Source organism: Fulvivirga sp., from assembly GCF_040218215.1.
In the GTDB taxonomy this organism is placed as follows: domain Bacteria; phylum Bacteroidota; class Bacteroidia; order Cytophagales; family Cyclobacteriaceae; genus Fulvivirga.
In genome coordinates this window covers 234,238-257,470 of sequence record NZ_JAVJQL010000014.1, presented here as the reverse complement: position 1 = coordinate 257,470, position 23,233 = coordinate 234,238, and the positions used below count along the sequence as shown (strand labels likewise).

The window sequence follows — 23,233 nt, the reverse complement described above, 5'->3', positions numbered from 1 at the left end:
TGGTTTCCTTTTCCAACTTTGCATAATTAACAATGTCTGGTTGGCTTTATGAGGACTCCTTGTAAAGCATGTACACAAAATATTTTTTAGGCTTATTTTTTCTTTTCTATTGGTCACTGTCTGAAGTTTATGGACAATGCAATTCCCTACGTCCACAAACTGCGATTACTTTTAACACAGATCAGGATTGTGCGCCAGTCGAGGTCACTGACTTCACTATAACATATTTTTTTAATACACCACAGATTCCTGCAAATATCGAAATTCGTTTCGAATGGAATGATCCAGGAAATCAAATTTCGGTTGTCAATATTGGAAATGGACTAATTGCGGCAAATAGTGATACGGAATTTACAGCCTCAGCACCACCGTTTACATACTTTATCAATGATGATTGTACGTTAAGACCAACTTCATACATTTATATCAATGGAGTGCTTTGTCCAACCTCTGCTCAACAGCAAACTGCCTTTTTCTGGGGCACTGATGAGGATGGAAATGGTGATCTTTCAATCTCACCAACATTCTATGATGTCTGTTTTAACAATCCAATTACCAATGCCGTATTCTTTGATACCTCAGACTTCAATTGCCGGATAGCTGTTGAGCCTGATAATCCTAATAGGCAGGATCGACATGTTCAATTTGTATATGGTACAAACCACAATCCCGGTTCAACCATTTTAAATCTGAGTCTGGAAGATGGAGGGACACAGTCCCTAACAGATGGAAGCGGAAACCTTGCAACCCCAACTACCAGAGGAACTGCCGGCCTAATGGTAACAGGTGGGTATTTCGGGCCTGTAGAAAATATTCCTTTTCCTGCAGATGGCCCCGTATCAATTACATTTCCTATGAACGCCCCCGCAGATGTAAATAATCTCATTGGAAATACATTTGAAATAACCATGTTTAATTGGAATGTGTGTAACCCGTATAATGGAGATCCTTTAAACCCTAATTACGATGAAGCCATTTCTACTACTGCCTATATTGTTATCATTGACTCACCTCAACCAGATTTTATAACCAGAAGAGGAGATGCTTCTGGTGCCATTACAACAACTTTCTGCCTAGGGGAAGACATTTATTTTGACAATGAAACTCCTGGCATTGGAGGGCTTGACTTTACCTGGGAGTTTTATGATGACAATACTGGAACTTTCCTATTAAATACGAGCACGAATAATAACCCAACATTTGACTTTGGTTCTCCCGGTCAAAAGCTTATACGGTTAACGGCTGAGGATCCTACGGCTCAAGGATCGTGTATTGAAATTTATGAAGGATTCGTAGATATATCTCCTTCTTTGGTTGCAGGTATTGAGTTATCAGATTTATCTGACAACCCAATAGACCCTAGGTTTTGTCAGGATAATTCGAATAGCCAGAGTTTTGATGTGAGGTTTAGGGACAACTCAGTTGGAAGTGCTACAGCAAACACAAGATGGCGATGGGAGTTTTATGATGAGAATAACAGTCTTGTCTTTGAGGATCCTGCAGCAGGAGCATTTTCTGCAGTGCCTCTCGGGCCGTATGATAGAACATTCAGCAATCCGGGAGTTTACAGAGGGGTGCTTATCATAAGGGATAATGCAACAACATGTGAAAGCGTAGCGGAGGAGTTTGTATATGTGTATTCTGATCCGGATGCTGATTTTGAAGCTCTGGATGTTTGCGAAGGAGAATTGGTGTCATTTCAGGATTTATCCTCTTTGACCTCGATAAACGGAGAATCAATAATTAGTTGGGAGTGGGACTTTAATTATGATGGAGTTACTTTTAATAAGGATCCTGTTTATGATAACCAAACCACTTTTGATTATGATTTTGCCATACCAGGAACTTATGATGTAGCCTTACAAGTAACTACTGACCAAAATGCATGCAGTAACATTACAGTTAAATCAGTAACACTTAACCCGCTACCTCTTGCTCAAATAACTCCTGATGTGACTGAAGGATGTAGTGTGCTAGCGGTTAATTTTAGTAATGATTTTGTGGGTTCTCAGCCAGATGTGATTGATGAGTACATCTGGGAAGTGGACGATGGTGGAGGGTTTGTTGTTGATTCAATCCAGTCACCAACAGATCCGGGTTTTTCGAATGCTCTAGTCAGGCTGTTTGAAAATAACAGTCAAACAAATGTGATTTACTCTGTTAGACTTACCTCAGTAACGACTAATGGTTGCCAGACAGTTAGTGCTCCTGTAGATATAACTGTGTTTCCCGCACCCTTATCTGGTTTTAATACGATCAACTATTCTCCATTCAATGATAACTGTAGTCCACTGGATGTTACCTTCAGAGTAGATAATCAAACTCAGAATCAGTCACCGACTGATTACAGCTGGACAGTATCGGATACTTCAGGTGTTGTAGATGTTATCAGTACTGGGGTCACTCCTTTATTGGATTATACATTTGATAACCTTACACAGAGCATAAAGGACTATAATGTTCTACTCACAACTACATTGCCGGGTAGTTGTACAAATGATAGTTCATTAACAGTTAGGGTTAATCCTATTCCTTTATCAGGATTTGTTATTGATACGGTATCTGCCACCTGCGATGAAATAATGCTGAACTTTAATGCGACACAAAAGGGGTTGACTGAATACCAATGGATACTTAAAATAAATGGAACAACGCTGTTTTCTTCCAATACCGAAGGTGATAATTTTGACTACCTGATCAACAAGACGACAAGCCCTCTTGACCTTGAAGTTGGACTAATTACTACGAATTTTGCAGGATGTCAAAGTCCAGAGTCATCTCAGACTATTCAAATAGAACAACGACAGGAGATCAATGTTGATTTTGACGTTACACCCAATAATCAGACATTACCTGATGCAACCGTATTTTTAACTAACAATACGAATTCAGGCCCATGGAATTATTCCTGGGATTTTGGAGATGGTAATACCAGTTCTGATCCCAATATTTCTGAATACACATATGCAGATGCAGGCACCTATGCTATTTCTTTGACTGCCTTTACAGGGACTTGTCAGGAAGTAACTGTAAAGTCAATTACCATCAACCCGATACCACCAAATCCGCCAATTGTGGATTTTGATTATAATCCAGACAGTGGCTGCACTCCATTAACTGTTCAGTTCACAAACTTGAGTCAGTTTACAGATGACGCCTCCTACCAATGGAACTTTGGTGCTGGTCAAGGAACTTCAACATCAATTAATCCAACTTATACCTATTTTGAACCAGGGGTTTACACGGTGAGTCTTACAGCATCTAATAGTGTTGGTCAAACAGATACCGAGACTAAGACACAGATCATTGAAGTATTTGAAACACCAATAGCCCAATTTGATGTTAGGCCAACTATTGTTTTTGTTCCTGATAACCCTATTTATACGAACAACAATAGTCAAAGGGCTACATCTTTCTTTTGGGATTTTGGTGATGGAGGTACGAGTACTGAGTCCGAACCTACTTACTATTATAAAGAAGAGGGAACTTATGATATCACTTTAATTGCAATGAACAGTAACGGTTGCGCAGATACATTGAAGCGGGAAAGCATTGTTGAAGGTCAGATGAACGGCAGGTTTTTAGTTCCTAATGCATTTACACCAAACCTTTCAGGGCCTGTTTCAGGAGATGCTTCAGGACAACCAGGCACTAATGATATTTTTCTGCCTTTGACTCAAAGTGTAAAAGAATTTGAAATGTTCATTTTCAATAGGTGGGGAGAAATGCTTTTTAGAAGCAAGGATAAAAATATTGGTTGGGATGGCTACTACAATGGCAAATTGTGCCCTCAGGATGTATATATCTACAAAGTCAATCTGGTCTTTGAAAATGGACAGAAGATAACCCGAAACGGAGACGTAAATCTGATTAGATGATAAAGCGAATAATCATATTATCATATTTTGTAATTAGCTCAATAAATTTATTGGCACAAGATCCGCAGTTTTCGCAATACTATGCGGCTCCATTGTATTTGAATCCTGCATTTGCAGGAACAGGGTCAGATCATCGATTTATAGCAAATTACCGTAATCAATGGCCAGCATTTGCCAATGGATTTGTCACCTATGCCTTTTCATATGATTATAACATGGAGAGTTTAAGAAGTGGGGTGGGCTTTCTGGCCACTGTGGACAAAGCAGGATCAGCGAATTTGACTTCTACAAGCTTTAATTTTCTGTATTCTTATAAAATACAGATGGCCAACAAGTGGATTGTAACCCCTGGGTTGTCATTCGGATACTCAAATAGAAGTATAGACTTTGATAAATTGGTATTTGGAGACCAGCTTGATTTTCAGACAGATGGACAGGTGCCAACTTCGGATATGAGTGCGGGAAGTCTTGGTAATGCCAGTTTCTTTGATTTTGGAGCTGGTATTTTGGTGTATAATAAAACTTTCTGGGCAGGGTTTTCTGCAGCACACATAAACGAACCAAATAGATCATTACTTGACGAAGAAAGTGTTGTACCTATGAAGACTTCTATCCATGCCGGGGTTCGTATTCCTTTATACAACGGAGCATTTAAACGAGAGCGTATTTCCAGTATTGCCCCATCTTTTATCTATAAAAATCAAGGCGAATTTGATCAACTCGATGTTGGTTTGCATTTTTTGTATGAGCCTATCATGGTTGGGATTTGGTACAGGGGCATTCCTATCCAGCAAAATGTGAATGACAATGTAAGTCAGGATGCTGTTGTTTTGATCTTGGGAATGCAGTTTGACCAGATAGAAATAGGGTATAGCTATGACTTTACAGTATCTGAACTTGGTGCTATTTCTGGAGGGGCACATGAAGTTTCTTTGCTTTACAGATTGGACATCGCCTTCCGCTCAAAAGTAAAAAAGAAGGATAAGTTTATCCCTTGCCCAACCTTTAACAAATAACCGCTTCACCATAAGGGCTAATAATGCTAACTTTGGGAATTGATGTAGTTGAAAGGCTACAGATTTCGATATAAAGCGAGCATGAATTTTAAACCCAATCTGGATAAGTATCCAGTATTTAATATTGTTTCCGAAGTAAGTGAGTCACATCAGCAGACATTTGTTGTAGGAGGCTATGTGCGCGATCTCATTTTAAAAAGACCAAGTAAGGATGTTGATTTTGTAACTGTTGGCAGTGGGATAGAGTTGGCCACAAAAGTTGCAGATAAAATCAACGCATCAAATGTTCAGGTGTTTAAGAATTTTGGGACAGCAATGATCAAAAGCAAAGGCTTTGAATATGAGTTTGTAGGTGCACGCAAGGAGTCTTATAATCGTGATTCCAGAAAGCCGATTGTTGAAGATGGCACCTTGGAGGATGACCAAAATAGACGGGATTTCACCATTAATGCCATGGCTATCAGTCTGAATGCTGATGACTATGGTGATTTGATAGATCCATTTGATGGTGTGAAAGACCTGAAAAGGAAAATTATTCGAACACCGCTTGATCCAGACATTACTTTTTCAGATGATCCGTTGAGGATGATGCGAGCGGTCAGGTTTGCAAGTCAATTAAATTTTGATATTGAGCCTGTGACTTTTGAAGGTATTATCAAGAATGCTGAAAGGATTAAAATTGTCTCTAAAGAAAGGATTTCAGATGAACTCAATAAAATAATCCTTTCAAAGAGGCCTTCTTACGGGTTTAAACTCCTCTTTCATTGTGGTTTGTTGAAACTGATTTTCCCTGAAATGGTAGATTTGCACGGTGTTGAAACCATTGATGGAAAATCGCATAAAGATAACTTCTTCCATACGCTGCAGGTGTTGGATAATGTAGCAGAAAAGTCGAATGATCTTTGGCTTAGATGGGCGGCCATATTGCATGATATTGCCAAGCCGCCTACCAAAAGGTTTGACCCTAAAGTTGGCTGGACATTTCATGGGCACGAAGATAAAGGTGCCAGGATGGTTCCAAATATTTTCAGGGAACTGAAGCTGCCATTGAATGAAAAGATGCATTATGTTAAAAAACTGGTTAGGCTGCATTTAAGACCAATTGCCCTGGTGAGGGATAATATTACGGACACGGCTATAAGACGATTACTTTTTGAGGCTGGTGATGATGTTGAGGATTTGATGGCGCTCTGCCGCGCTGATATCACCTCCAAGAATGATGATAAGGTTCAGCGCTATTTATCAAATTTTAAAAAAGTTGAGAAAAAAATGCGTGAGGTGGAGGAGAAGGATCAGGTAAGGAACTTCCAGCCACCTGTAAGTGGTGAGGAAATAATGGCAGCTTTCAATTTGAATCCAAGCAGGATAATAGGAGAAATAAAGGAGGAAATAAAGGAAGCTATATTGGAAGGAAAGATTCCCAATGACCGTACTCATGCGTTAGATTACATGCATAAAGTGGCCCGGCAAAAGGGGTTAGTCAAAATATCAGGAAATAATTAGCTTTGGCAAAATTTTGCGAATAGAATCAGACTTGAATTTGTTTAACAAAAACTCAAACATTAAAATTTTAAAACTTATGAAATATTGGATTATTGTGTTGTTGCTTGTAGCAGGTAACGTTTCATTTGGTCAGGACCAACCTCAAACGCCAGCAACCAGGCAGCAGCAGCCAACGGCAGGCCAAGTACTTTCTATGCATTATGCCAGAACTTATCAGGCAGGGATCAGATATAATGACTATAATGTAGCCAAACATGCTTTAATCAATATTTTGGTTGAGAACCCACAAAATGACTCGATATTATATTCCCTTTCGTTATTGTATTATCAGATGCAGAATTACACCTCTTCTGCGCTTACAGCAAGGGATGTTCTTACTATGAATCCAGATAATATTGGAGCATTGGAGATAGCTGCGGTTTCTTATGATAATATTGGTGCCAAGGATAAGGCCCTGGAGACATACGAGTCTTTGTACTTGAAAACAGATGATTTTAACACTTTGTATAAGATTGCATTCCTTCAGTATGAATTAAAGAACTATACAGAAAGCAAAACAAATGCTGATATATTGTTAGCTAAGAAGGAAATAGACGAGCTTAAGGCAATTTATAATCTGGCAGATGGCTCTCAAAAAGAGTACCCCATAAGAGTGGCCTTAATTAATCTGAAGGGTCTTATTGCTACCGAGCAAGGTGATAAGGCCGCTGCTAAATCATTTTATGAGCAAGCTTTACAACTGGCTCCGGATTTCCAACTGGCGAAAGACAATCTGGAAGCACTAAAATAAATTTTACTGCTCTTGCAACCTCTATCATATATCTTTGTCTTTGATAATAGAGGTATAAAGGCTTGGAACAGACTTCTTTGAACATACATCAGGATATTATTGACAGATGTCTTGAGGGAGACCGTATGGCTCAATATGAGCTGTATAAATTGTATTCCAAAGCGATGTATAATGTTAGTTTTCGGATTGTTCACAATGAAAACGATGCTGAAGATGTTTTGCAGGAAGCATTTGTAAGTGCCTTTAAAAATTTAGCGGGTTATAGTGGCGTATCCACATTTGGTGCATGGCTTAAAAGGATTGTAATAAATAAATCGCTAAATTATATTAAAAAGAAGCATATAGAGATTACTCCCGTGGATGTGCTACCTGATGTGCCGGAAGAGGAGCCAATCTTTAACGAAAGTTTCGAGTTTGACATAAGTCAAATAAAAAGAGCTGTTGATATGCTTCCAGATGGTTATAGAGTTGTTTTTTCGCTCTATTTACTAGAAGGGTATGACCATGGTGAGATTGCTGAAATTTTGGGGATAACAGAATCAACCTCTAAATCGCAGTTTAACAGGTCAAAGAAGAAGTTAAAAGAGATCATAGAAAAGGAGGCTTATTATGGGCGATAACTTTGATAAACACATAAGATCCAATAAATCAGCTTTTGATGACAAAGAGCCGTCAGGAAAGGTTTGGAATAAAATTGATTCAAAACTTTCTTCTGGAGGAAGGAATTTTAGCTGGATTTGGAAGGTAGCCGCCACGCTCTTTTTCTGTAGCACAGTTTACCTATTCTTTCAAAAGGCGGAAAGTAAAGATGAGCTTATCGCTAAAAAAGGGCAGATATCCGAAGACTTTGTGGATATAGAATCGTACTACTTTCAAATTATTTCTGATAAACGGGACCTGATTTATGATTTTGACACTCAGGAAACTCCTATAGAAGTTGATTTTGAGCAAGACTTACAGAAACTTGATGCGATGTATCAAGTGCTGAAAGAAGAGCTAAAAATCAACCCAAGCAAGAAAGTAGTAGATGCTCTTATTCTCAATATGCTTGTGCGTATTGACGTTCTAAATGGCAAGATTGATGAGTTGGAGAAAAGTGAGGTTGTTGAGGAAGAAGTTAATGCCTCTGATGATGACGCCAGTGTTTAATATAGATTTGTTTTAATCTCAAACTTTTCTTTAGTAGAGTCCAATAGCTTCCCTTTTTCACATTTTAATACCCTTACTGTCTGCCCTTTAACCAGATTATGATCATGAGTGGCCATGAGAACGGCAGTTCCTTTTTTGTTAATGTCCTGAAAAAGTCTGAAGATACCTTGCGAAACTTCGGGGTCAAGATTTCCAGTTGGCTCATCTGCTATTAACATTACTGGGTCATTGATTAAAGCCCTGGCAATAACGACACGCTGCTGCTCACCACCAGAGAGTTGATGCGGCATTTTAGTGCCCACTGAGCCTAAACCCACTTGCATTAGCACTTCGGCCTGCCTTGATTTTATTTTAGAGCCTTCCTTCCAGCCAGTAGCTTTCATTACGAAAGTCAGATTTTCAGCTACCGTACGGTCAGGGAATAATTGAAAGTCCTGGAAAATAATACCAATTTTTCTCCTGAGCATAGGTATCTCAGAGTTTCTAATGTTGCCGATATTATAACCGGCAACATTAATCTGACCCAGCCTCAATGGCAGGTCAGCATAGAGTGTTTTTAACAATGAAGATTTTCCACCACCCGTGCGGCCAATTAAAAAGACAAATTCGCCTTTTTCAAGCTCAAAGTTTACATCACTCAAGACGGTATTATTATCCTGAAAGATGCAGGCATCCTGAACTTTAACTACCGGGTCATTGGAAAACGACATTATTTTTGACTGGCTTTTTTATGATCTGCTAAAAATGCCGCTAAACCACTGTCAGTAAGAGGGTGGTTCAACAGGCTTGTAATCACTTTTAATGGGCAAGTAACTACATCAGCTCCAATTTCAGCACATTGTACCAAGTGCATGGTGTGTCTTACGCTTGCGGCCAATACCTCAGTTTCGTAACCATAGTTATCATAAATCTGGACGATCTGCTCTATAAGACTAAGTCCATCATGCGAGATGTCATCTAACCTTCCAATAAATGGAGAAACATAACTGGCACCAGCTTTAGCAGCCAAAAGGGCTTGTCCGGCAGAAAAAACCAACGTACAGTTAGTTCTTATTCCTTTATCACTAAAATATTTGATAGCTTTCACACCATCTTTAATCATTGGCACTTTTACTACAATCTTGTCATCTATCTTAGCCAATTCTTCACCTTCCTTTACCATGCCAGCAAAATCAGTGGCGATAACTTCTGCGCTTACATTATTATCTACAATGTCGCAGATAGCTTTGTAATGAGCTTTAACATTTGCATCACCAGTTATGCCTTCCTTTGCCATTAATGAAGGGTTGGTGGTCACCCCATCGAGAACACCAAGGTCATAGGCTTGTTTTATATCATCGAGATTTGCTGTATCAATAAAGAATTTCATAGGAGTAATTATGGTTGATAGTTAAAAGTAGTGCTAAGTTAAATATGAATTCAATAGCTTCCTAAAAGCTAAAGGGTCATTTCTGTTTTTACTTTTCTGGCTTTAAACACTTGTATGGTTTTAATAATGAAATAAGGAATATGAAACCCCTTTAATGCAAAACGGAACTTCGGCATATTTTATATAGTGGTGCCAATAGCCACTGAATGACCATGTAATATATCCCTTAAGTATTGACCTAAATCAAGCTTAAAATGTCAGACAAGGTGAAATGTCACTTTCAAAGTAACTACTACAAAATTGCTGATTGGAGTATTTGCTGTGGTTTGATTTACCTTTGAATTAGGTATTATATAATCAAGGTCTAATTCAAAAACCGCAATAGTCATGTTGAATAACTTAATAAAAACTGGACTTTTCTTTTTTATAAGCTTGACATCAGCCTTAGTTTGCGCTCAGACCAAAACAGCTTCAACAGGAAATTGGAATGCAGCAGCGACATGGAGCCCAAGTGGAGTGCCAGGTGATAACGAAGTTATCTTAATACCAGCAGGGGTTAATGTAACAGTTCCGGGAAGTGATCATACAATGAATAACACCATATTGATTATTGAAGGAACTTTGGTAATGGAAAGTACGTGTGGAGTATGTCCTAATTATGGCAGTCTTACTTTTACCGGACCTGATTCTGGGGTAATTATGGAGGCCGGAGGCCAGATGCAAGACGGCACGGCTTTCGGTGGCGATACGCACTTTATTTCTGTAGATGGTGAAACGTTTTGGTCTGGTGACAATTGTTCCTCCAATTGCGGTGATGTTGAGGGAAATTATACTGCACCTGAAGCTTCGTCATGGCCTGTAGGTCTGAGTAATCCACTTCCGATTGAATTAATTGAGTTCACGGCTTCAGTATCTGCCGGCTCGGTGGAAATTATTTGGAAAACGGCAATAGAGATTAATAATGAATCTTTTACCATCCAGCGTTCAAATGATGCTTTAAATTGGACAGGCATAGCTACAATTGATGGGGCTGGTAATTCAATAAATGAAAACAGCTACTTTTTTATAGATAAGCACCCATTGCCAGGCCTTTCCTATTACCGCTTAACACAAACAGACTATGATGGAACAATCGAATACTTTGAACCAGCGAGGGTGAATAATGAACAAATTGGCGTATTAGATACCTACCCAAACCCTGCTAATAATATTTTAAATATTATTGCTTCCAATGATTTAAGCAATGCTTATATTTTGGTTAGAGACAGAAGTGGCCAACTTTTAAGCGTTCCCATCAATACTAGCATCCATGAGGCACAATTGGATGTGAGCGAGCTTGCAGTCGGAGTGTATCTACTTGAGGTTGTATTTGAAGGCCAAGCGGTTAGAAAAAGGTTCATTAAGCAATAGTTTGACCTAAAGTCTCCTTCAGAATTATCTGTATTTTTGTTGTAAACCTTACTTGAATGCTAAAAATAAAAATGGCAAATCAAGTATCGCACGGTTACGATGCATTACTTTTCATGCTAGTGAGGACGTGCAACAATTATGAACTTCTCTGGTAATCCCTTCTTTGGCCATAAATATAGTGTTGGTAGTAACTCCATTAAGAACATCAAGGTATAAGGCTTGATTGATGTTATCTGGATTTGCGGTATCAATAAAGAATTTTATGTGAGTAAAAACACTCTTGAGTTAATAACTCCCTGTAGTGTAGGATTCTTAATTGGTTCGGATATGCAACTAAAGCTTAAGAATCCTCATCTAGCTTATAATGAAACATATCTCTGTAGTTTATAAAACCATTTTTGCATGTTTGTTCGTTTTGGTTTTCAGTTTTGGCTCATCTAGGGCGTGCTTAATACTTTGTCTGAAAGATGACCAGCGTACAATAATTGGCAATCATGAGGACTGGTTTAAAGATAATGCGGCCATCAAAGTGAATGCCCCTAACGAGAATAGATTTGGTTCTCTAATTTTTACTTTCCAAGATGAAAAATGGGCGCAAGGAGGTATTAATGACCAAGGTTTGTTTTTTGATGCTGCCTATACTCCTTATCAAGAAATTAATCATTTACCTGAAAGAACTCATTTTGATGGCTATATATGGCAGGAAGTCCTTGATAAGTGCTCCACTGTAGAAGATGCATTGAAATTACTTTCTCATTACCAATTGCCTGATCTGGAAGAGGCACATGTTTTTCTGGCTGATTCTACAGGTGGCGCAATAATAATTGGTGTGAAAGATGGAAATATTGAAGTTAAATCGATTAAAGAATCCTACCTTCTTCAAACTAACTTCAATCCGTGGCAACCAGAACTCAGTGAGGAACCTAAATGCTGGCGTTATGGGAAAGCAGAGGAGCTAATATTGGAAAATGATATGGCTAGTGTAGCTAATATGAAAAAAATATTAGTCAATACACATCAAGAAGAACTGACGGTTTACTCAAATATTTATGATTTAAAAGCAAGAAGAATTTACACTTATTACAAGCGTGATTTTGAAAATCCATTAATTATTGATCTTGATAAAGTGCTTCAATATGATCAATGTTTGTATTCTCTGGAAGAACTGGTGAGGGGTGAATTAGAAATCACTCAATGTCAATTTACCCATAGGCATGGTGAAATTGCCATTAAAGGCGAGGTTAAGAAGGCTCAAACTAATGAACCTATTCCATATGCGAACATTGGCATCATAAATAAGAATGTTGGTACCCTGTCAGACCCTGACGGAAGTTTTGAAATCAAAGTCCCACTTGCTTTTATGAATGAGGAAATTACTGTTTCATCTATTGGCTATGAAACTGAGACTTTTAAAATCACGGAGATGGACATGCTTTATAAACTAGAGTTAAAACCTAAGGCTCAGATACTAGAAGAAGTAAAGGTGTATTCAAAAAAAGCCAGGTTGAAAAGGGAAAGACTCGGCTGGATGAAAGGTAAAGAAGGTGTGTTGCCTTTTGATACAATTATGGGCGGAGGTACAGTGGCAATACTACTAGACCCATCTGAGAATGTTTTTTTTATTGATAAGTTACAACTAAGGCTAATGTATAACTCAAAGGATACCGCAACATTTAGATTGCACTTTTATGAGTGGGATTCTTTAGGAAATAAGCCGGGAAAAGAACTCTTAAAAAGGGAAATCATTTTGCGAAAAGCAAAAAGGTTTGGTTGGTTAAACTTTGATCTTTCATACTATGATTTAGTGTTTGACAATAAAAGTATAGTTGTAGGCTTTGAATGGCTTGAAGATCGAAAACAGCGTGATAGTTTACTTATTGGGCTAAAGGAGTGGGGAGACTGGAAGGAAAGACAATATTTGCTTGGTAATAAAAAGGTTGAAATGGTGGTTGAAAATGACTCGACACATTATTTCAAGTATCATGGCAATATGATGAACTGGCCTGGGTTTAAGAGCCTTCCACCTTTTACAGGGTTAATGGTAGATGACAAAAGGACTTCTAATAATAAAGAATATAGAACCTTTGAAAGAAAAACCAGTCATGGACAATGGGTTGAATTGCAATCCACTCTGAATGCTGTGTTAACAGTTTCTTACTTTAAAGAATAGGGGAAATAAAAAAGGCAAATCAAGTATCGCACCGCTACAACCGCTTACCCTTGCTACCTTCCGGTCCTGGGGGAGTTCAGCAGGAGCTGGTCGTACTGATTTGCCAAGGCAAAGTTAAGCCGAATAAATCAATTGTTAAAATTATATTCTCACTTTGCCATATCTTTTATAAATTCATAATTCAAAACCACCTTTACTCATGGCAGATAATGTGAAATACCAGTTAAGAATACTAAACCTTTCTTGTTATCGACAAGATGAAAGTGATGGTGATGAAGTTTTCTTAAAGATTAAGAAAGAAAAGATATGGCCAGTTGATGCCAAATATGTAAAAATGAAAGAAGGTGATCATAAGGTAGCTCACAATATAGAAGGTATCAATAAAGATGAAACAGTGAGTATGGAACTATGGGAATATGATTTTTGGACACCTAATGATAAACTTGGAACATTTAGTATGTTGATTAACGAAAGAGGAGGGCCTTTCAGAACTGACCTAAAAGCTGAAAAAGGAGAGGCGGCTAAGTATAGTCTGGAATGGGAGGTCTATTAATCGCTTATGCCATTGAGGTAAAGGTTGAACTCTAACGGGCTTGCTTTTATAAAATTATCCTCTTTGAAGTCATCATATATTTCAGCATCAAATTGCATCTGCCTTTTTTCAATCTCTTTGTTTAAGTGAACGGTCAACTCAACACCTTCGAAGGTTTTGGGATTTAATTGAACAATAATTTTAAAGTCGCCAAAATCTTTTTTGAAATATTCGTGAATCATAAATAAGCTTTAAACCTCAGCAAAGGTAGCACGTTTCTTTCTGATTTTTTGAACATCAATTGCTGGCAACTCAATATTTTTGATAAGAGATTGTTCTAGCATGGCGGCCCATGTTTCTAGGTATTTGATCACATCATTTTTATTGTTGTGTTGAAGATGTCGCTCTTCAATAGGCACGCATTGTAATATTTTCTTATCGCTTAATTTCTCAAGATGTTTGAGGTCGTCTGAGTCAAAACCAAAATCAAGCATTTGGCTAATAAGGTCATCCATCAACAACCCACTGGTAGGACAATAATCATTCAACTGTTCATTCCAATCGCCATGTTTTTGCATGGCTTTTGAGTGAATCTCTTTGCTGCTCATTTTAGTGATCTGCTGAGCAAGAAATCCGCAGTTACAGCTTCCCATATGTCCCCACTGATAGGTCGATGCCTTCGATAACTCTTTGGCTGTTTTTCTCAGCACCAGAATGATTTCATTATTAGCTTTTGCCATGCCTTCGTGTTTTAATTAATAACAAAATACAAAAAGGAAAGTTTGCTCACAACACATAAACCACAAATGAGGTGCTAATCTAAACTAATGACCGTTAGTCAGGATTTTTGAGGCGGGATTGAATAAAAATGAATATTTTGGTGCTCCCTTTAAATCAAAAACCAAAAAATACTACGATGAGAATAAACAAATTTAATGTGAAGCCAATGGCAGCCATACTGGGTGCAGCCCTTATTTGGCAGTCATGTGGTGAGAAACCAGAGGCAGCAACTGAAGCACCTGAAGTAGTGGCCATCAATCTTGAATTGATGGATACCACTGTTAGTCCGGCAGATGATTTTTTTCGATTTGTGAATGGAAAATGGATCGATAAAACTGAAATACCCGGAGACCAGGGAAGGTGGGGCAGTTTCAACGAATTGCGAGAGCAGACTAATGAGACTGTTTTGAATGTACTTGAAACTGCAGCCAAAAGCGATAAATACGCAGCCGGTACTGACCAACGTAAAGCAGCTGATTTCTATGCTATAGGCATGGATTCGTTACTTGCTGAGCGCGCAGGGGTTCAACCTTTACAACCACATTTTGAGCAAATAGCAGCCATTGGTGATGTGGCTAGCTTACAGAAATATTTATCTAAGCAAGAGACCTATGGTGGAGGTGCATTTTTTGGATTTGGCGTTTTTCCTGATTTGAAAAATAGCAAAGTGATGGGTACGTATCTTGGTCAGGGTGGATTAGGGCTCCCTGATAGAGACTATTACACTAAGCAAGATGGCAAGTCTAAAGAGATTCGTGAGAAGTACGTTAAACACGTTGCAAGAATGCTTCAACTGCTTGGTGATGACGCAGGTTCTGCTGAAGCTCAGGCAAAAAGGATAATGTCATTAGAAACAAAATTGGCCAATGCTTCTATGACTAATGTTGAGCAAAGGAATATTCCAGCCTTGTATAATAAAATGTCTTTAGGTGAGCTTTCTAAAATTGTTCCCTCAATTGACTGGAAAATGTACTTGGCAGATATGGGTGTAACTGGGGTTGACACCTTAATTGTTACTCAGCCTAAGTTTATGGAAGAGTTTCAAAAAATTGCTACCAAGGTTCCTATGGCTGAAATCAAAGAATACTTAAGATGGAGGTTAATTGATGGCGCAGCGGCTTACTTAAGCAATGACTTCGTTCAGACCAACTTCGAGTTCTTCAGTAAAGAATTAAATGGAGTGGAAGAAATGCGTCCGAGATGGAAGCGTGTGCTTGGAACAACCAACGGCTCATTAGGAGAAGCCATTGGCAAATTGTATGTAGATGAAACTTTCCCTCCAGAAGCCAAGCAGAAGGCCTTGGAAATGGTAGAGAATATCAAAATTGCTTTTGCTGAAAGAATCAAGGCATTGGATTGGATGACAGATTCTACAAAGGAAAAGGCATTGGAGAAGCTTAAGACCATGACGGTCAAAATCGGGTATCCTGATGAGTGGAGGGATTATAGTGCTTTAGAGGTTAATGGTGACCCTGAAACTAGCTCATACGCACAGAATCTGATGAACGCAGCTAAATTTGGCTTTGAACGTCAGGTAGCCAAACTCGGTAAGCCAGTTGATAAAAAGGAGTGGGGCATGAGCCCACAAACGGTTAATGCATATTTTAATCCATTATTTAATGAGATTGTATTCCCGGCAGCTATTTTGCAGCCACCATTCTACAACTACAAAGCAGACGATGCTGTTAATTATGGAGGTGTTGGAGCGGTAATTGGCCATGAAATATCTCATTGTTTTGATGATCAGGGAAGTAGATTTGATGCTGAAGGTAACTTGAAAAACTGGTGGTCTGACGAGGATGCTGCGAACTTTAAGGAAAGAACAGGAATGTTGGTAGCTCAATATGATGCTTACGAGCCATTGGATAGTGTGCATGTAAATGGGGCATTCACTTTAGGCGAAAATATCGGTGACCTGGGAGGAATAAATGCCGCTTATGATGGTTTACAAAGACATTTAGCTGCCAATGGAAATCCCGGTTTAATTGATGGATACACTCCAGAACAGCGATTCTTTATGTCATGGGCAACGGTATGGAGAATTAAATACAAAGATGAGACTCTAAGAACCCAGGTGCTTACAGATCCACATTCTCCGGGAATGTACAGAGCCAATGGACCGCTTGTTAACTTAGAAGCTTTCTATAAAGCTTTTGATGTAAAAGAAGGGGACGGTATGTACAGAGCAGATAGTGCCAGAGTGAAGATTTGGTAACTAATGATTCTTAATAATTAGAAGAACCTCTGGCTTAATTACCAGAGGTTTTTTTACTTTATGGCTTAATTAATCTTTCAACAAAAATCTAAAAAGACAATGGGAAAAGGAGATATTAAAACAAGAAGAGGTAAAATAGCCAAAGGTACCTTCGGTGTAACAAGAAGACGGGCTGATAGTAAAAAGGGATCGGCTGTGGCAGCTGAAGTGAAAGAAAAGCCTAAAAAGAAGGCTGCAGCTAAGAAAACAAAAGCATAGCAAATGTTGCTTTCAGAAGGCGTCTCAAAAGTTAAGCGTCTTTGCGAACGCAGTGAAGCAATCTCCATTAAATGGGTATAAACCGTCATGAGATTGCTTCGATTCCTCGCAAAGACGAGATTTAATATTTTTGAGACACCTCCTTTATTTTTCAAAAAATAAACATAAAGTATTTTTATATATCAAAGCAGATTCTATATTTGAAGCACAATGAAGAAAAATTTTACAAATAACGCATGGTGGTGGCATTTCCTTAAATAGGAAGTGGACAGCGTTATTGTATATAAAAATATAATCTAAAGGCTTGCTGTTCATTCAGCAAGCCTTTTTTAATTAACAAAAATGAAAAACAAGCAAATTTTAAACTGGTGGTGGCACATAACAATTCATAAGGATTGAACACACTTGCTATGTCTGATAAAAAGGCCTTGTGTTCACTCGCAAGGCCTTTTTGTTTAAAAAACGATATATGAAAACATTTAAAATAAAAACGAAATACAAGAAACTTCTGGCAGATACGCTGACTCCGGTTAGTTTGTATTTAAGACTAAGAGATAAGTATGCCGACTCCATTCTTTTGGAAAGTTCTGACTATCATGGCAATGACAACAGCATGTCATATATCTGTTGCTCTCCAATAGCATCATTTTCAGTGGAGGGCAAGAAGTTAATCAGGCAGTATCCTGACTTGTCAAAAGAGGAATCTGATTTGAAGAAAGGCAGCCTGGTGAAAGAAATGGAGGCATTTAAGGCTTCTTTTAGTAATGACCCTCATGAATTTAAATTTAGCATCAATGGCCTTTTTGGATACATGAGCTACGATGCTGTTCAGGAATTTGAAGACATTACTTTTAATAATAAGAATGAAGATATTCCTACTGTCATGTATCGGATGTACCGTTTTGTGATTGTAATTGATCATTTTAAAAATGAGCTTTATCTATTTGAACATCAGCTTGAAGGTGACAATGAATCTCAGATCGAAAATTTGGTTTCATTAATAAAAAGACATGATGATCCACAATTTGGGTTTGAGATGGTAGGTGAGGAGTCTTCCAATTATGATGATGAAACCTTTCTAGAGATTATAAAGAATGGTCAAAACCATTGTTTGAGGGGTGATGTTTTTCAGATTGTCCTCTCCCGAAGATTCCAGAAAAAATTTAAAGGCGATGAATTTAATGTGTACCGCGCGCTAAGGTCTATTAATCCATCGCCTTATTTATTTTACTTCGATTATGGCAGCTTTAAGATTTTTGGCTCATCACCAGAATCTCAGATTACGATCAGTAATAACAAGGCAACAATATATCCTATAGCTGGTACCTTCAGAAGAACAGGTGATGACACTGCAGATGCAGAATTAGCAAAGAAACTATCTGAAGATGAAAAGGAAAATGCAGAGCACATTATGCTAGTGGATCTCGCACGCAATGATTTGAGCAGAAGTGCAGAGAAGGTGAGTGTAGAGGTTTTTAAAGAGATACAGTACTACTCCCATGTGATTCACCTGGTGTCCAAAGTGTCTGGAGAACTGAATGAAAATGATTCGGCTTTACAATTGGTTGGCGACACATTTCCTGCGGGCACCCTTTCTGGGGCACCAAAGTATAAGGCCATGCAACTGATAGATAAATATGAAAATAGAAGCAGAAGCTATTATGGTGGTGCCATTGGCTTTCTTGGGTTCAATGGAGAGTTTAACCATGCCATTATGATCAGATCATTTTTGAGTAAAAATAATGTGCTGCATTACCAGGCTGGCGCAGGAGTAGTGGCTAAATCTGTTCCCGAAAGTGAGCTGAAAGAGGTGGATAACAAACTGGCAGCTTTAAGAAATGCATTGAATATGGCGCAAACAATTAACGGAGCATCATGAAGATACTAGTTCTGGATAATTACGATTCATTCACTTATAACCTTGTTCATATCATCAAGGAGCTTGGTTACGGGCCACAAATGACTATAGCCCGAAATGATAAGATTGCGCTTGATGAAGTGGAGGCTTATGATAAAATATTGCTTAGCCCAGGGCCAGGTATCCCTGATGAAGCTGGAATCTTAAAGTCATTGATAAAAACTTATGCTTCATCGAAATCCATATTAGGGGTTTGTCTTGGACATCAGGCCATTGCCGAAGTTTTCGGAGCACAGCTTTTCAATATGAAAGAAGTTAAGCATGGTATGTCAGGACAGATAAATGTGCTAGATAACCAAAACTATTTATTCAAAGGAATTCCAGCATCGTTTATTGGTGCTCATTATCATTCATGGGCTGTAAAAAAGGAGTCTATTGCATCACCTTTAAGCATTACTGCCGAAGATGATCAAGGACTGATTATGGGTTTAAGACATCAGGAATATGACGTTCAGGGCTTACAATTTCACCCTGAATCTATAATGACAGAACATGGAATAACGATGATTGAAAATTGGATGAAACACTAGAAATCCCCTCTTGAAGAGAATTAACTACTAGCTACTCAAAAAAAATGAAAGAAATACTATATAAATTATTCGAACACGATACGCTAGATAAAGAGACGGCACGTCAAATATTGATCGATCTTGCAAATGGAAAGTTTAATCATAGTCAGGTTGCTGCATTCTTAACGGTGTATATGATGCGAAGCATCACCGTTGATGAATTGGAAGGGTTTAGGGATGCGATGCTGGAGCTTTGCCTTCCTGTTGAGATTGATGAATACAATGCCATTGATCTTTGCGGTACTGGTGGCGATGGTAGAGATACATTCAATATTTCTACACTGGCTTCATTTGTTGTAGCAGGTGCCGGACAGGCAGTGGGCAAGCATGGTAACAATGGTGTGAGTTCGGTTTGTGGTTCGTCCAACTTGTTAGCACATTTTGGTTATGAATTCACCAATGATATTGATACGCTAAAAAAGAGCCTTGATGAAGCCAACATATGCTTTTTGCATGCACCTCTTTTTCACCCTGCCATGAAAAATGTAGCTCCTATACGTAAAGATTTGGGAGTAAAGACATTCTTTAATATGCTGGGACCTATGGTTAACCCATCATTTCCTAAGAATCAGTTAGTTGGTGTTTTTAGCCTTGAGCTCGCCAGACTATATGGTTATCTATACCAGAAAACAAACAAGAGCTTTGTGATACTTCATGCTTTGGATGGTTATGACGAAATATCGCTAACAGGGGACTTTAAAATGATAACCAATAGTGGCGAACAGGTGTTGTCTCCAAAACAACTGGGTTTTACTTCTGTAACACCTCAGGATTTATATGGAGGAAGTACTATAGAATCGGCAGCCAAAATTTTTGAGGATGTGTTAAAGGGTAAAGGGACTAAAGCGCAAACCAATGCTGTACTGGCAAATGCAGGAATGGCACTATATTGTACTGATCAATCGCAGTCTTACGAAGAAGCCATTGCCAGGGCTGATGAATCCCTGAAATCGGGCAAGGCACTGAGCGCTTTTAAAAATTTGATAAATAAGAAAACTACGATCTCAAATCATTAAATCATGGATATACTGGAACAAATTATTGCACATAAATACAAGGAAGTAGAGGAGAGGAAGTCGCTGTTTCCTACCAAATTATTGGAGAAGAGTATCTATTTTAACTCAGATACTGTCTCTCTGAAGAAGTACATATTAAGGGAAGATAAATCAGGCATTATAGCTGAGATTAAAAGAAAATCGCCTTCTAAAGGTACTATCAATGCACACGTATCAATAGAGCGCACATCCATTGGCTATATGCAGGCTGGGGCTTCTGCACTGTCAGTACTGACAGATACTGATTACTTTGGCGGGAAAAATGAAGATTTAACTACAGCCAGAAAATTTAACTTCTGTCCAATATTGAGGAAGGACTTTACGGTTGATGAGTATCAGATTGTGGAAGCCAAATCCATAGGGGCAGATGCAGTTTTATTGATTGCAGCTGCACTTGATCCAAAAAGGTTGAAGGAGTTGGCTGCATTTGCACAGTCGCTAGGACTGGAGACACTTTTGGAGGTGCATAATGAAGAAGAATTATCGGCCTCTGTAAATGAACACATTGATCTTGTCGGGGTGAATAACCGAAACCTCAAAACCTTTAAGGTAAGCATTGAAACTTCTAAAGCCCTAGCTCCACAAATCCCTTCTGATTTTGTTAAAGTCTCTGAAAGTGGAATCAGTGATCCTGATACAATTATGGATTTAAGAGCAGCTGGTTTTCAAGGCTTTTTGATGGGGGAGCGTTTCATGCAGAATAGCAGACCAGAAAAAGCTTGCGCCCGATTTATAGAATCACTTAGTCAATTGGAGAAAAAGCAATATGTCTAAACTGGCCAATATAAAGCTCAAGGTTTGCGGACTTCGTGATAATATCACAGAGGTGGCTGCACTTAAGCCTGATTTTATGGGCTTTATATGCTATGACAAATCGCCAAGATATATTGGAAAAGATTTCTCAAATAACTTAAAAAATGAAGCTTTTAAAATTGGAGTTTTTGTTAATCAGCCTATTGATGAGGTGCTTGATCTGGCGAAGAAACACCGTTTTGACATGGTTCAGCTGCATGGCAATGAGAATGTGGATTATTGCGTGGAACTAAAGGCTTATGATTTAAAAATCATTAAGGTATTTGCGGGGAATAAGCTTCCTGCTCAGCACGAAATTGATGCTTTCCTGCCTTTTGTAGATTACTTTTTGTTCGATACCAAGCTGGAAACATATGGTGGAACGGGAATGACCTTTGACTGGAACAACCTGAAAACCTTGACAATTAAAAAACCAATCTTTTTATCAGGCGGGTTGAGCCTTGAAAATATAGCATCCATTGAGGAACTGAATAGGCTTGAGATTTTTGCTATTGATGTGAATAGCAAATTCGAAATCAGCCCGGGAAGAAAAGATATAGAAAAACTGAAGTCACTTAAAAAAATGATGACACATGAAATATGATGTAGATAGTAACGGCTACTATGGGCAGTTTGGTGGCGCGTTTATTCCTGAAATGCTCTATCCAAACATTGAGGAGCTACGACAGCAGTACTTAAAAATCATTGAGAAAGAGAGTTTTAAAGCTGAGTTTGATGATTTACTAAAGCAGTATGTTGGCAGGCCAACACCTCTTTATTTTGCAAAACGACTTTCTGAAAAGTATAAGGCCAAGATTTATCTGAAAAGGGAAGACTTGTGTCACACTGGTGCCCACAAGGTTAACAATACCATTGGACAGATATTATTGGCTAAGGCATTGAACAAGCAAAAGATAATTGCAGAAACCGGAGCCGGACAGCATGGTGTGGCCACTGCCACAGTTTGTGCTTTGATGGGCATGGAGTGCATTGTGTATATGGGTGAAGTGGATATGGCCCGTCAGCGGCCTAATGTTGAGCGCATGCGATTGTTAGGGGCAGAGGTTGTGCCTGCGAAAAGTGGAAGTAAGACCTTGAAAGATGCAACCAATGAAGCCATGCGCCATTGGATCAGTAATCCTACCGATACACATTACATCATTGGCTCTGTTGTAGGTCCGCATCCATATCCCGATATGGTGGCAAGATTTCAGTCGGTGATTAGCGCTGAGATAAGAACTCAACTGTCCAGCTTAGAAGGAAGAGCATTGCCGGATAAAATTATAGCCTGTGTTGGTGGAGGTAGTAATGCTGCTGGGGCATTTTATCATTACCTAAATGATGAAAGGGTAGAGCTCATTGCAGTGGAGGCAGCCGGAAAAGGAAATGAAAGCGGAAAATCTGCGGCTACAACGGTATTAGGTAAACCGGGTGTGTTACATGGCAGCAAGACTTTGCTTATGCAAACAGAAGATGGGCAAGTGGTAGAGCCTTACTCTATTTCTGCCGGGTTGGACTATCCGGGTATTGGTCCTATTCATGCTCATTTATTTGATGTAGGACGTGTGAAGTTTGAAAGTGCCACTGATCAGGAGGCTATGGAAGCTGGCGTTGAGTTGAGTAGATTGGAAGGTATTATTCCTGCAATCGAATCTGCCCATGCTTTGGCGGCTTTAAATAAATTGGAATTGAAGACAGATGAAATTGTAATAATTAACCTGTCAGGTAGGGGAGATAAAGATTTAGAGACTTATATAAAGTGGGGAGAGTATTAAATGGCTTCGAGTTTCGGGGGACTAGTTGCGAGATTAATTCATGGCTCAAAGCTC

At 38.8% G+C, this 23,233-nt stretch carries 21 protein-coding genes and 1 other RNA gene; 17 read left to right on the top strand and 5 right to left on the bottom strand.

Features of this window, described 5'->3' with window-relative positions; genetic code table 11:
* Positions 1-68: 68 nt before the first annotated feature.
* From RIB54_RS09870 to RIB54_RS09845, 6 genes are all read left to right on the top strand, one after another.
* Positions 69-3,878 (top strand): PKD domain-containing protein, encoded by a 3,810-nt coding sequence (locus RIB54_RS09870; RefSeq protein WP_350100765.1) that lies wholly within the window; start codon positions 69-71, stop codon positions 3,876-3,878.
* Positions 3,875-4,894, top strand: a complete 1,020-nt coding sequence (locus tag RIB54_RS09865; protein WP_350063172.1) for a PorP/SprF family type IX secretion system membrane protein — start codon at positions 3,875-3,877, stop codon at positions 4,892-4,894. The genes RIB54_RS09870 and RIB54_RS09865 overlap by 4 nt, the downstream gene beginning before the upstream one ends.
* 81 nt (positions 4,895-4,975) lie before the next feature.
* Positions 4,976-6,397, top strand: a complete 1,422-nt coding sequence (locus RIB54_RS09860) for a CCA tRNA nucleotidyltransferase (RefSeq protein WP_350100764.1) — start codon at positions 4,976-4,978, stop codon at positions 6,395-6,397.
* 76 nt (positions 6,398-6,473) lie between these two features.
* Positions 6,474-7,187, top strand: a complete 714-nt coding sequence (locus RIB54_RS09855; protein WP_350100763.1) for a tetratricopeptide repeat protein — start codon at positions 6,474-6,476, stop codon at positions 7,185-7,187.
* A 62-nt stretch (positions 7,188-7,249) separates the two neighbouring features.
* Complete coding sequence (locus RIB54_RS09850; protein ID WP_350100762.1) at positions 7,250-7,807, top strand: RNA polymerase sigma factor; 558 nt, start codon at positions 7,250-7,252, stop codon at positions 7,805-7,807.
* The gene (locus RIB54_RS09845) at positions 7,797-8,336 is read left to right on the top strand and encodes a hypothetical protein (protein ID WP_350100761.1); all 540 of its coding nucleotides are present in this window, start codon (positions 7,797-7,799) and stop codon (positions 8,334-8,336) included. Before RIB54_RS09850 ends, RIB54_RS09845 begins: the two co-directional genes overlap by 11 nt.
* Here RIB54_RS09845 and RIB54_RS09840 read toward each other — a convergent pair.
* Together RIB54_RS09840 and fsa are read right to left on the bottom strand one after the other, a co-directional pair.
* The gene (locus RIB54_RS09840; protein ID WP_350063177.1) at positions 8,333-9,046 is read right to left on the bottom strand and encodes a cell division ATP-binding protein FtsE; all 714 of its coding nucleotides are present in this window, start codon (positions 9,044-9,046) and stop codon (positions 8,333-8,335) included. The genes RIB54_RS09845 and RIB54_RS09840 overlap by 4 nt on opposite strands.
* Positions 9,046-9,705, bottom strand: coding sequence for a fructose-6-phosphate aldolase (fsa, locus tag RIB54_RS09835; RefSeq protein WP_350063178.1), 660 nt, complete (start codon positions 9,703-9,705; stop codon positions 9,046-9,048). Before fsa ends, RIB54_RS09840 begins: the two co-directional genes overlap by 1 nt.
* Before the next feature lie 387 nt (positions 9,706-10,092).
* Here fsa and RIB54_RS09830 point away from each other — a divergent pair, with 387 nt between their 5' ends.
* A complete protein-coding gene (locus tag RIB54_RS09830) occupies positions 10,093-11,115 on the top strand; it encodes a T9SS type A sorting domain-containing protein (protein WP_350100758.1) in 1,023 nt (340 codons plus the stop codon).
* Between the two features lie 364 nt (positions 11,116-11,479).
* Positions 11,480-13,285: a carboxypeptidase-like regulatory domain-containing protein gene (locus RIB54_RS09820; protein WP_350100757.1), complete on the top strand. Its 1,806-nt coding sequence runs from the start codon at positions 11,480-11,482 to the stop codon at positions 13,283-13,285.
* 8 nt (positions 13,286-13,293) lie between these two features.
* Here the strand turns inward: RIB54_RS09820 and ffs are convergent.
* Positions 13,294-13,392, bottom strand: an RNA gene (gene ffs / locus RIB54_RS09815) — signal recognition particle sRNA small type.
* A gap of 92 nt (positions 13,393-13,484) precedes the next feature.
* On the opposite strand from ffs, the gene RIB54_RS09810 reads away from it, so the two are divergent.
* Positions 13,485-13,838 carry a hypothetical protein gene (locus tag RIB54_RS09810; RefSeq protein ID WP_350100756.1) on the top strand — a complete coding sequence of 118 codons (354 nt, stop codon included), beginning with the start codon at positions 13,485-13,487 and terminating at the stop codon, positions 13,836-13,838.
* Here RIB54_RS09810 and RIB54_RS09805 read toward each other — a convergent pair.
* The gene (locus RIB54_RS09805; protein ID WP_350100755.1) at positions 13,835-14,059 is read right to left on the bottom strand and encodes a hypothetical protein; all 225 of its coding nucleotides are present in this window, start codon (positions 14,057-14,059) and stop codon (positions 13,835-13,837) included. The genes RIB54_RS09810 and RIB54_RS09805 overlap by 4 nt on opposite strands.
* Positions 14,060-14,068: 9 nt before the next feature.
* Complete coding sequence (locus tag RIB54_RS09800) at positions 14,069-14,557, bottom strand: hypothetical protein (protein ID WP_350100754.1); 489 nt, start codon at positions 14,555-14,557, stop codon at positions 14,069-14,071.
* Positions 14,558-14,733: 176 nt separating this feature from the next.
* Between RIB54_RS09800 and RIB54_RS09795 the strand changes: the two genes are divergently transcribed.
* The 8 genes from RIB54_RS09795 to trpB all read left to right on the top strand — a co-directional run bounded on the left by RIB54_RS09795 (position 14,734) and on the right by trpB (position 23,179).
* Complete coding sequence (locus RIB54_RS09795; RefSeq protein ID WP_350100753.1) at positions 14,734-16,812, top strand: M13 family metallopeptidase; 2,079 nt, start codon at positions 14,734-14,736, stop codon at positions 16,810-16,812.
* Positions 16,813-16,911: 99 nt separating this feature from the next.
* On the top strand, positions 16,912-17,070 hold the full coding sequence (locus RIB54_RS09790) for a 30S ribosomal protein THX (protein WP_350100752.1): 159 nt from the start codon (positions 16,912-16,914) through the stop codon (positions 17,068-17,070).
* 469 nt (positions 17,071-17,539) lie between these two features.
* Positions 17,540-18,949 carry an anthranilate synthase component I family protein gene (locus RIB54_RS09785; protein WP_350100751.1) on the top strand — a complete coding sequence of 470 codons (1,410 nt, stop codon included), beginning with the start codon at positions 17,540-17,542 and terminating at the stop codon, positions 18,947-18,949.
* Complete coding sequence (locus RIB54_RS09780; protein ID WP_350100749.1) at positions 18,946-19,518, top strand: anthranilate synthase component II; 573 nt, start codon at positions 18,946-18,948, stop codon at positions 19,516-19,518. Before RIB54_RS09785 ends, RIB54_RS09780 begins: the two co-directional genes overlap by 4 nt.
* 44 nt (positions 19,519-19,562) lie before the next feature.
* Positions 19,563-20,573, top strand: a complete 1,011-nt coding sequence (gene trpD / locus RIB54_RS09775) for an anthranilate phosphoribosyltransferase (RefSeq protein WP_350100748.1) — start codon at positions 19,563-19,565, stop codon at positions 20,571-20,573.
* A 3-nt stretch (positions 20,574-20,576) separates the two neighbouring features.
* On the top strand, positions 20,577-21,386 hold the full coding sequence (gene trpC, locus RIB54_RS09770; RefSeq protein ID WP_350100747.1) for an indole-3-glycerol phosphate synthase TrpC: 810 nt from the start codon (positions 20,577-20,579) through the stop codon (positions 21,384-21,386).
* On the top strand, positions 21,379-22,008 hold the full coding sequence (locus RIB54_RS09765; protein WP_350071963.1) for a phosphoribosylanthranilate isomerase: 630 nt from the start codon (positions 21,379-21,381) through the stop codon (positions 22,006-22,008). The genes trpC and RIB54_RS09765 overlap by 8 nt, the downstream gene beginning before the upstream one ends.
* Positions 21,998-23,179, top strand: coding sequence for a tryptophan synthase subunit beta (gene trpB, locus RIB54_RS09760; protein WP_350100746.1), 1,182 nt, complete (start codon positions 21,998-22,000; stop codon positions 23,177-23,179). The genes RIB54_RS09765 and trpB overlap by 11 nt, the downstream gene beginning before the upstream one ends.
* Positions 23,180-23,233: the final 54 nt, after the last annotated feature.

Bases quoted from the DNA above. Each gene is read 5' to 3' on its own strand.
- RIB54_RS09870 (WP_350100765.1), top strand. From the start codon at position 69: ATGTACACAAAATATTTTTTAGGCTTATTTTTTCTTTTCTATTGGTCA.
- RIB54_RS09865 (WP_350063172.1), top strand. From the start codon at position 3,875: ATGATAAAGCGAATAATCATATTATCATATTTTGTAATTAGCTCAATA.
- RIB54_RS09860 (WP_350100764.1), top strand. From the start codon at position 4,976: ATGAATTTTAAACCCAATCTGGATAAGTATCCAGTATTTAATATTGTT.
- RIB54_RS09855 (WP_350100763.1), top strand. From the start codon at position 6,474: ATGAAATATTGGATTATTGTGTTGTTGCTTGTAGCAGGTAACGTTTCA.
- RIB54_RS09845 (WP_350100761.1), top strand. From the start codon at position 7,797: ATGGGCGATAACTTTGATAAACACATAAGATCCAATAAATCAGCTTTT.
- RIB54_RS09840 (WP_350063177.1), bottom strand. From the start codon at position 9,046: ATGTCGTTTTCCAATGACCCGGTAGTTAAAGTTCAGGATGCCTGCATC.
- fsa (WP_350063178.1), bottom strand. From the start codon at position 9,705: ATGAAATTCTTTATTGATACAGCAAATCTCGATGATATAAAACAAGCC.
- RIB54_RS09830 (WP_350100758.1), top strand. From the start codon at position 10,093: ATGTTGAATAACTTAATAAAAACTGGACTTTTCTTTTTTATAAGCTTG.
- RIB54_RS09820 (WP_350100757.1), top strand. From the start codon at position 11,480: ATGAAACATATCTCTGTAGTTTATAAAACCATTTTTGCATGTTTGTTC.
- RIB54_RS09810 (WP_350100756.1), top strand. From the start codon at position 13,485: ATGGCAGATAATGTGAAATACCAGTTAAGAATACTAAACCTTTCTTGT.
- RIB54_RS09805 (WP_350100755.1), bottom strand. From the start codon at position 14,059: ATGATTCACGAATATTTCAAAAAAGATTTTGGCGACTTTAAAATTATT.
- RIB54_RS09800 (WP_350100754.1), bottom strand. From the start codon at position 14,557: ATGGCAAAAGCTAATAATGAAATCATTCTGGTGCTGAGAAAAACAGCC.
- RIB54_RS09795 (WP_350100753.1), top strand. From the start codon at position 14,734: ATGAGAATAAACAAATTTAATGTGAAGCCAATGGCAGCCATACTGGGT.
- RIB54_RS09790 (WP_350100752.1), top strand. From the start codon at position 16,912: ATGGGAAAAGGAGATATTAAAACAAGAAGAGGTAAAATAGCCAAAGGT.
- RIB54_RS09785 (WP_350100751.1), top strand. From the start codon at position 17,540: ATGAAAACATTTAAAATAAAAACGAAATACAAGAAACTTCTGGCAGAT.
- RIB54_RS09780 (WP_350100749.1), top strand. From the start codon at position 18,946: ATGAAGATACTAGTTCTGGATAATTACGATTCATTCACTTATAACCTT.
- trpD (WP_350100748.1), top strand. From the start codon at position 19,563: ATGAAAGAAATACTATATAAATTATTCGAACACGATACGCTAGATAAA.
- trpC (WP_350100747.1), top strand. From the start codon at position 20,577: ATGGATATACTGGAACAAATTATTGCACATAAATACAAGGAAGTAGAG.
- RIB54_RS09765 (WP_350071963.1), top strand. From the start codon at position 21,379: ATGTCTAAACTGGCCAATATAAAGCTCAAGGTTTGCGGACTTCGTGAT.
- trpB (WP_350100746.1), top strand. From the start codon at position 21,998: ATGAAATATGATGTAGATAGTAACGGCTACTATGGGCAGTTTGGTGGC.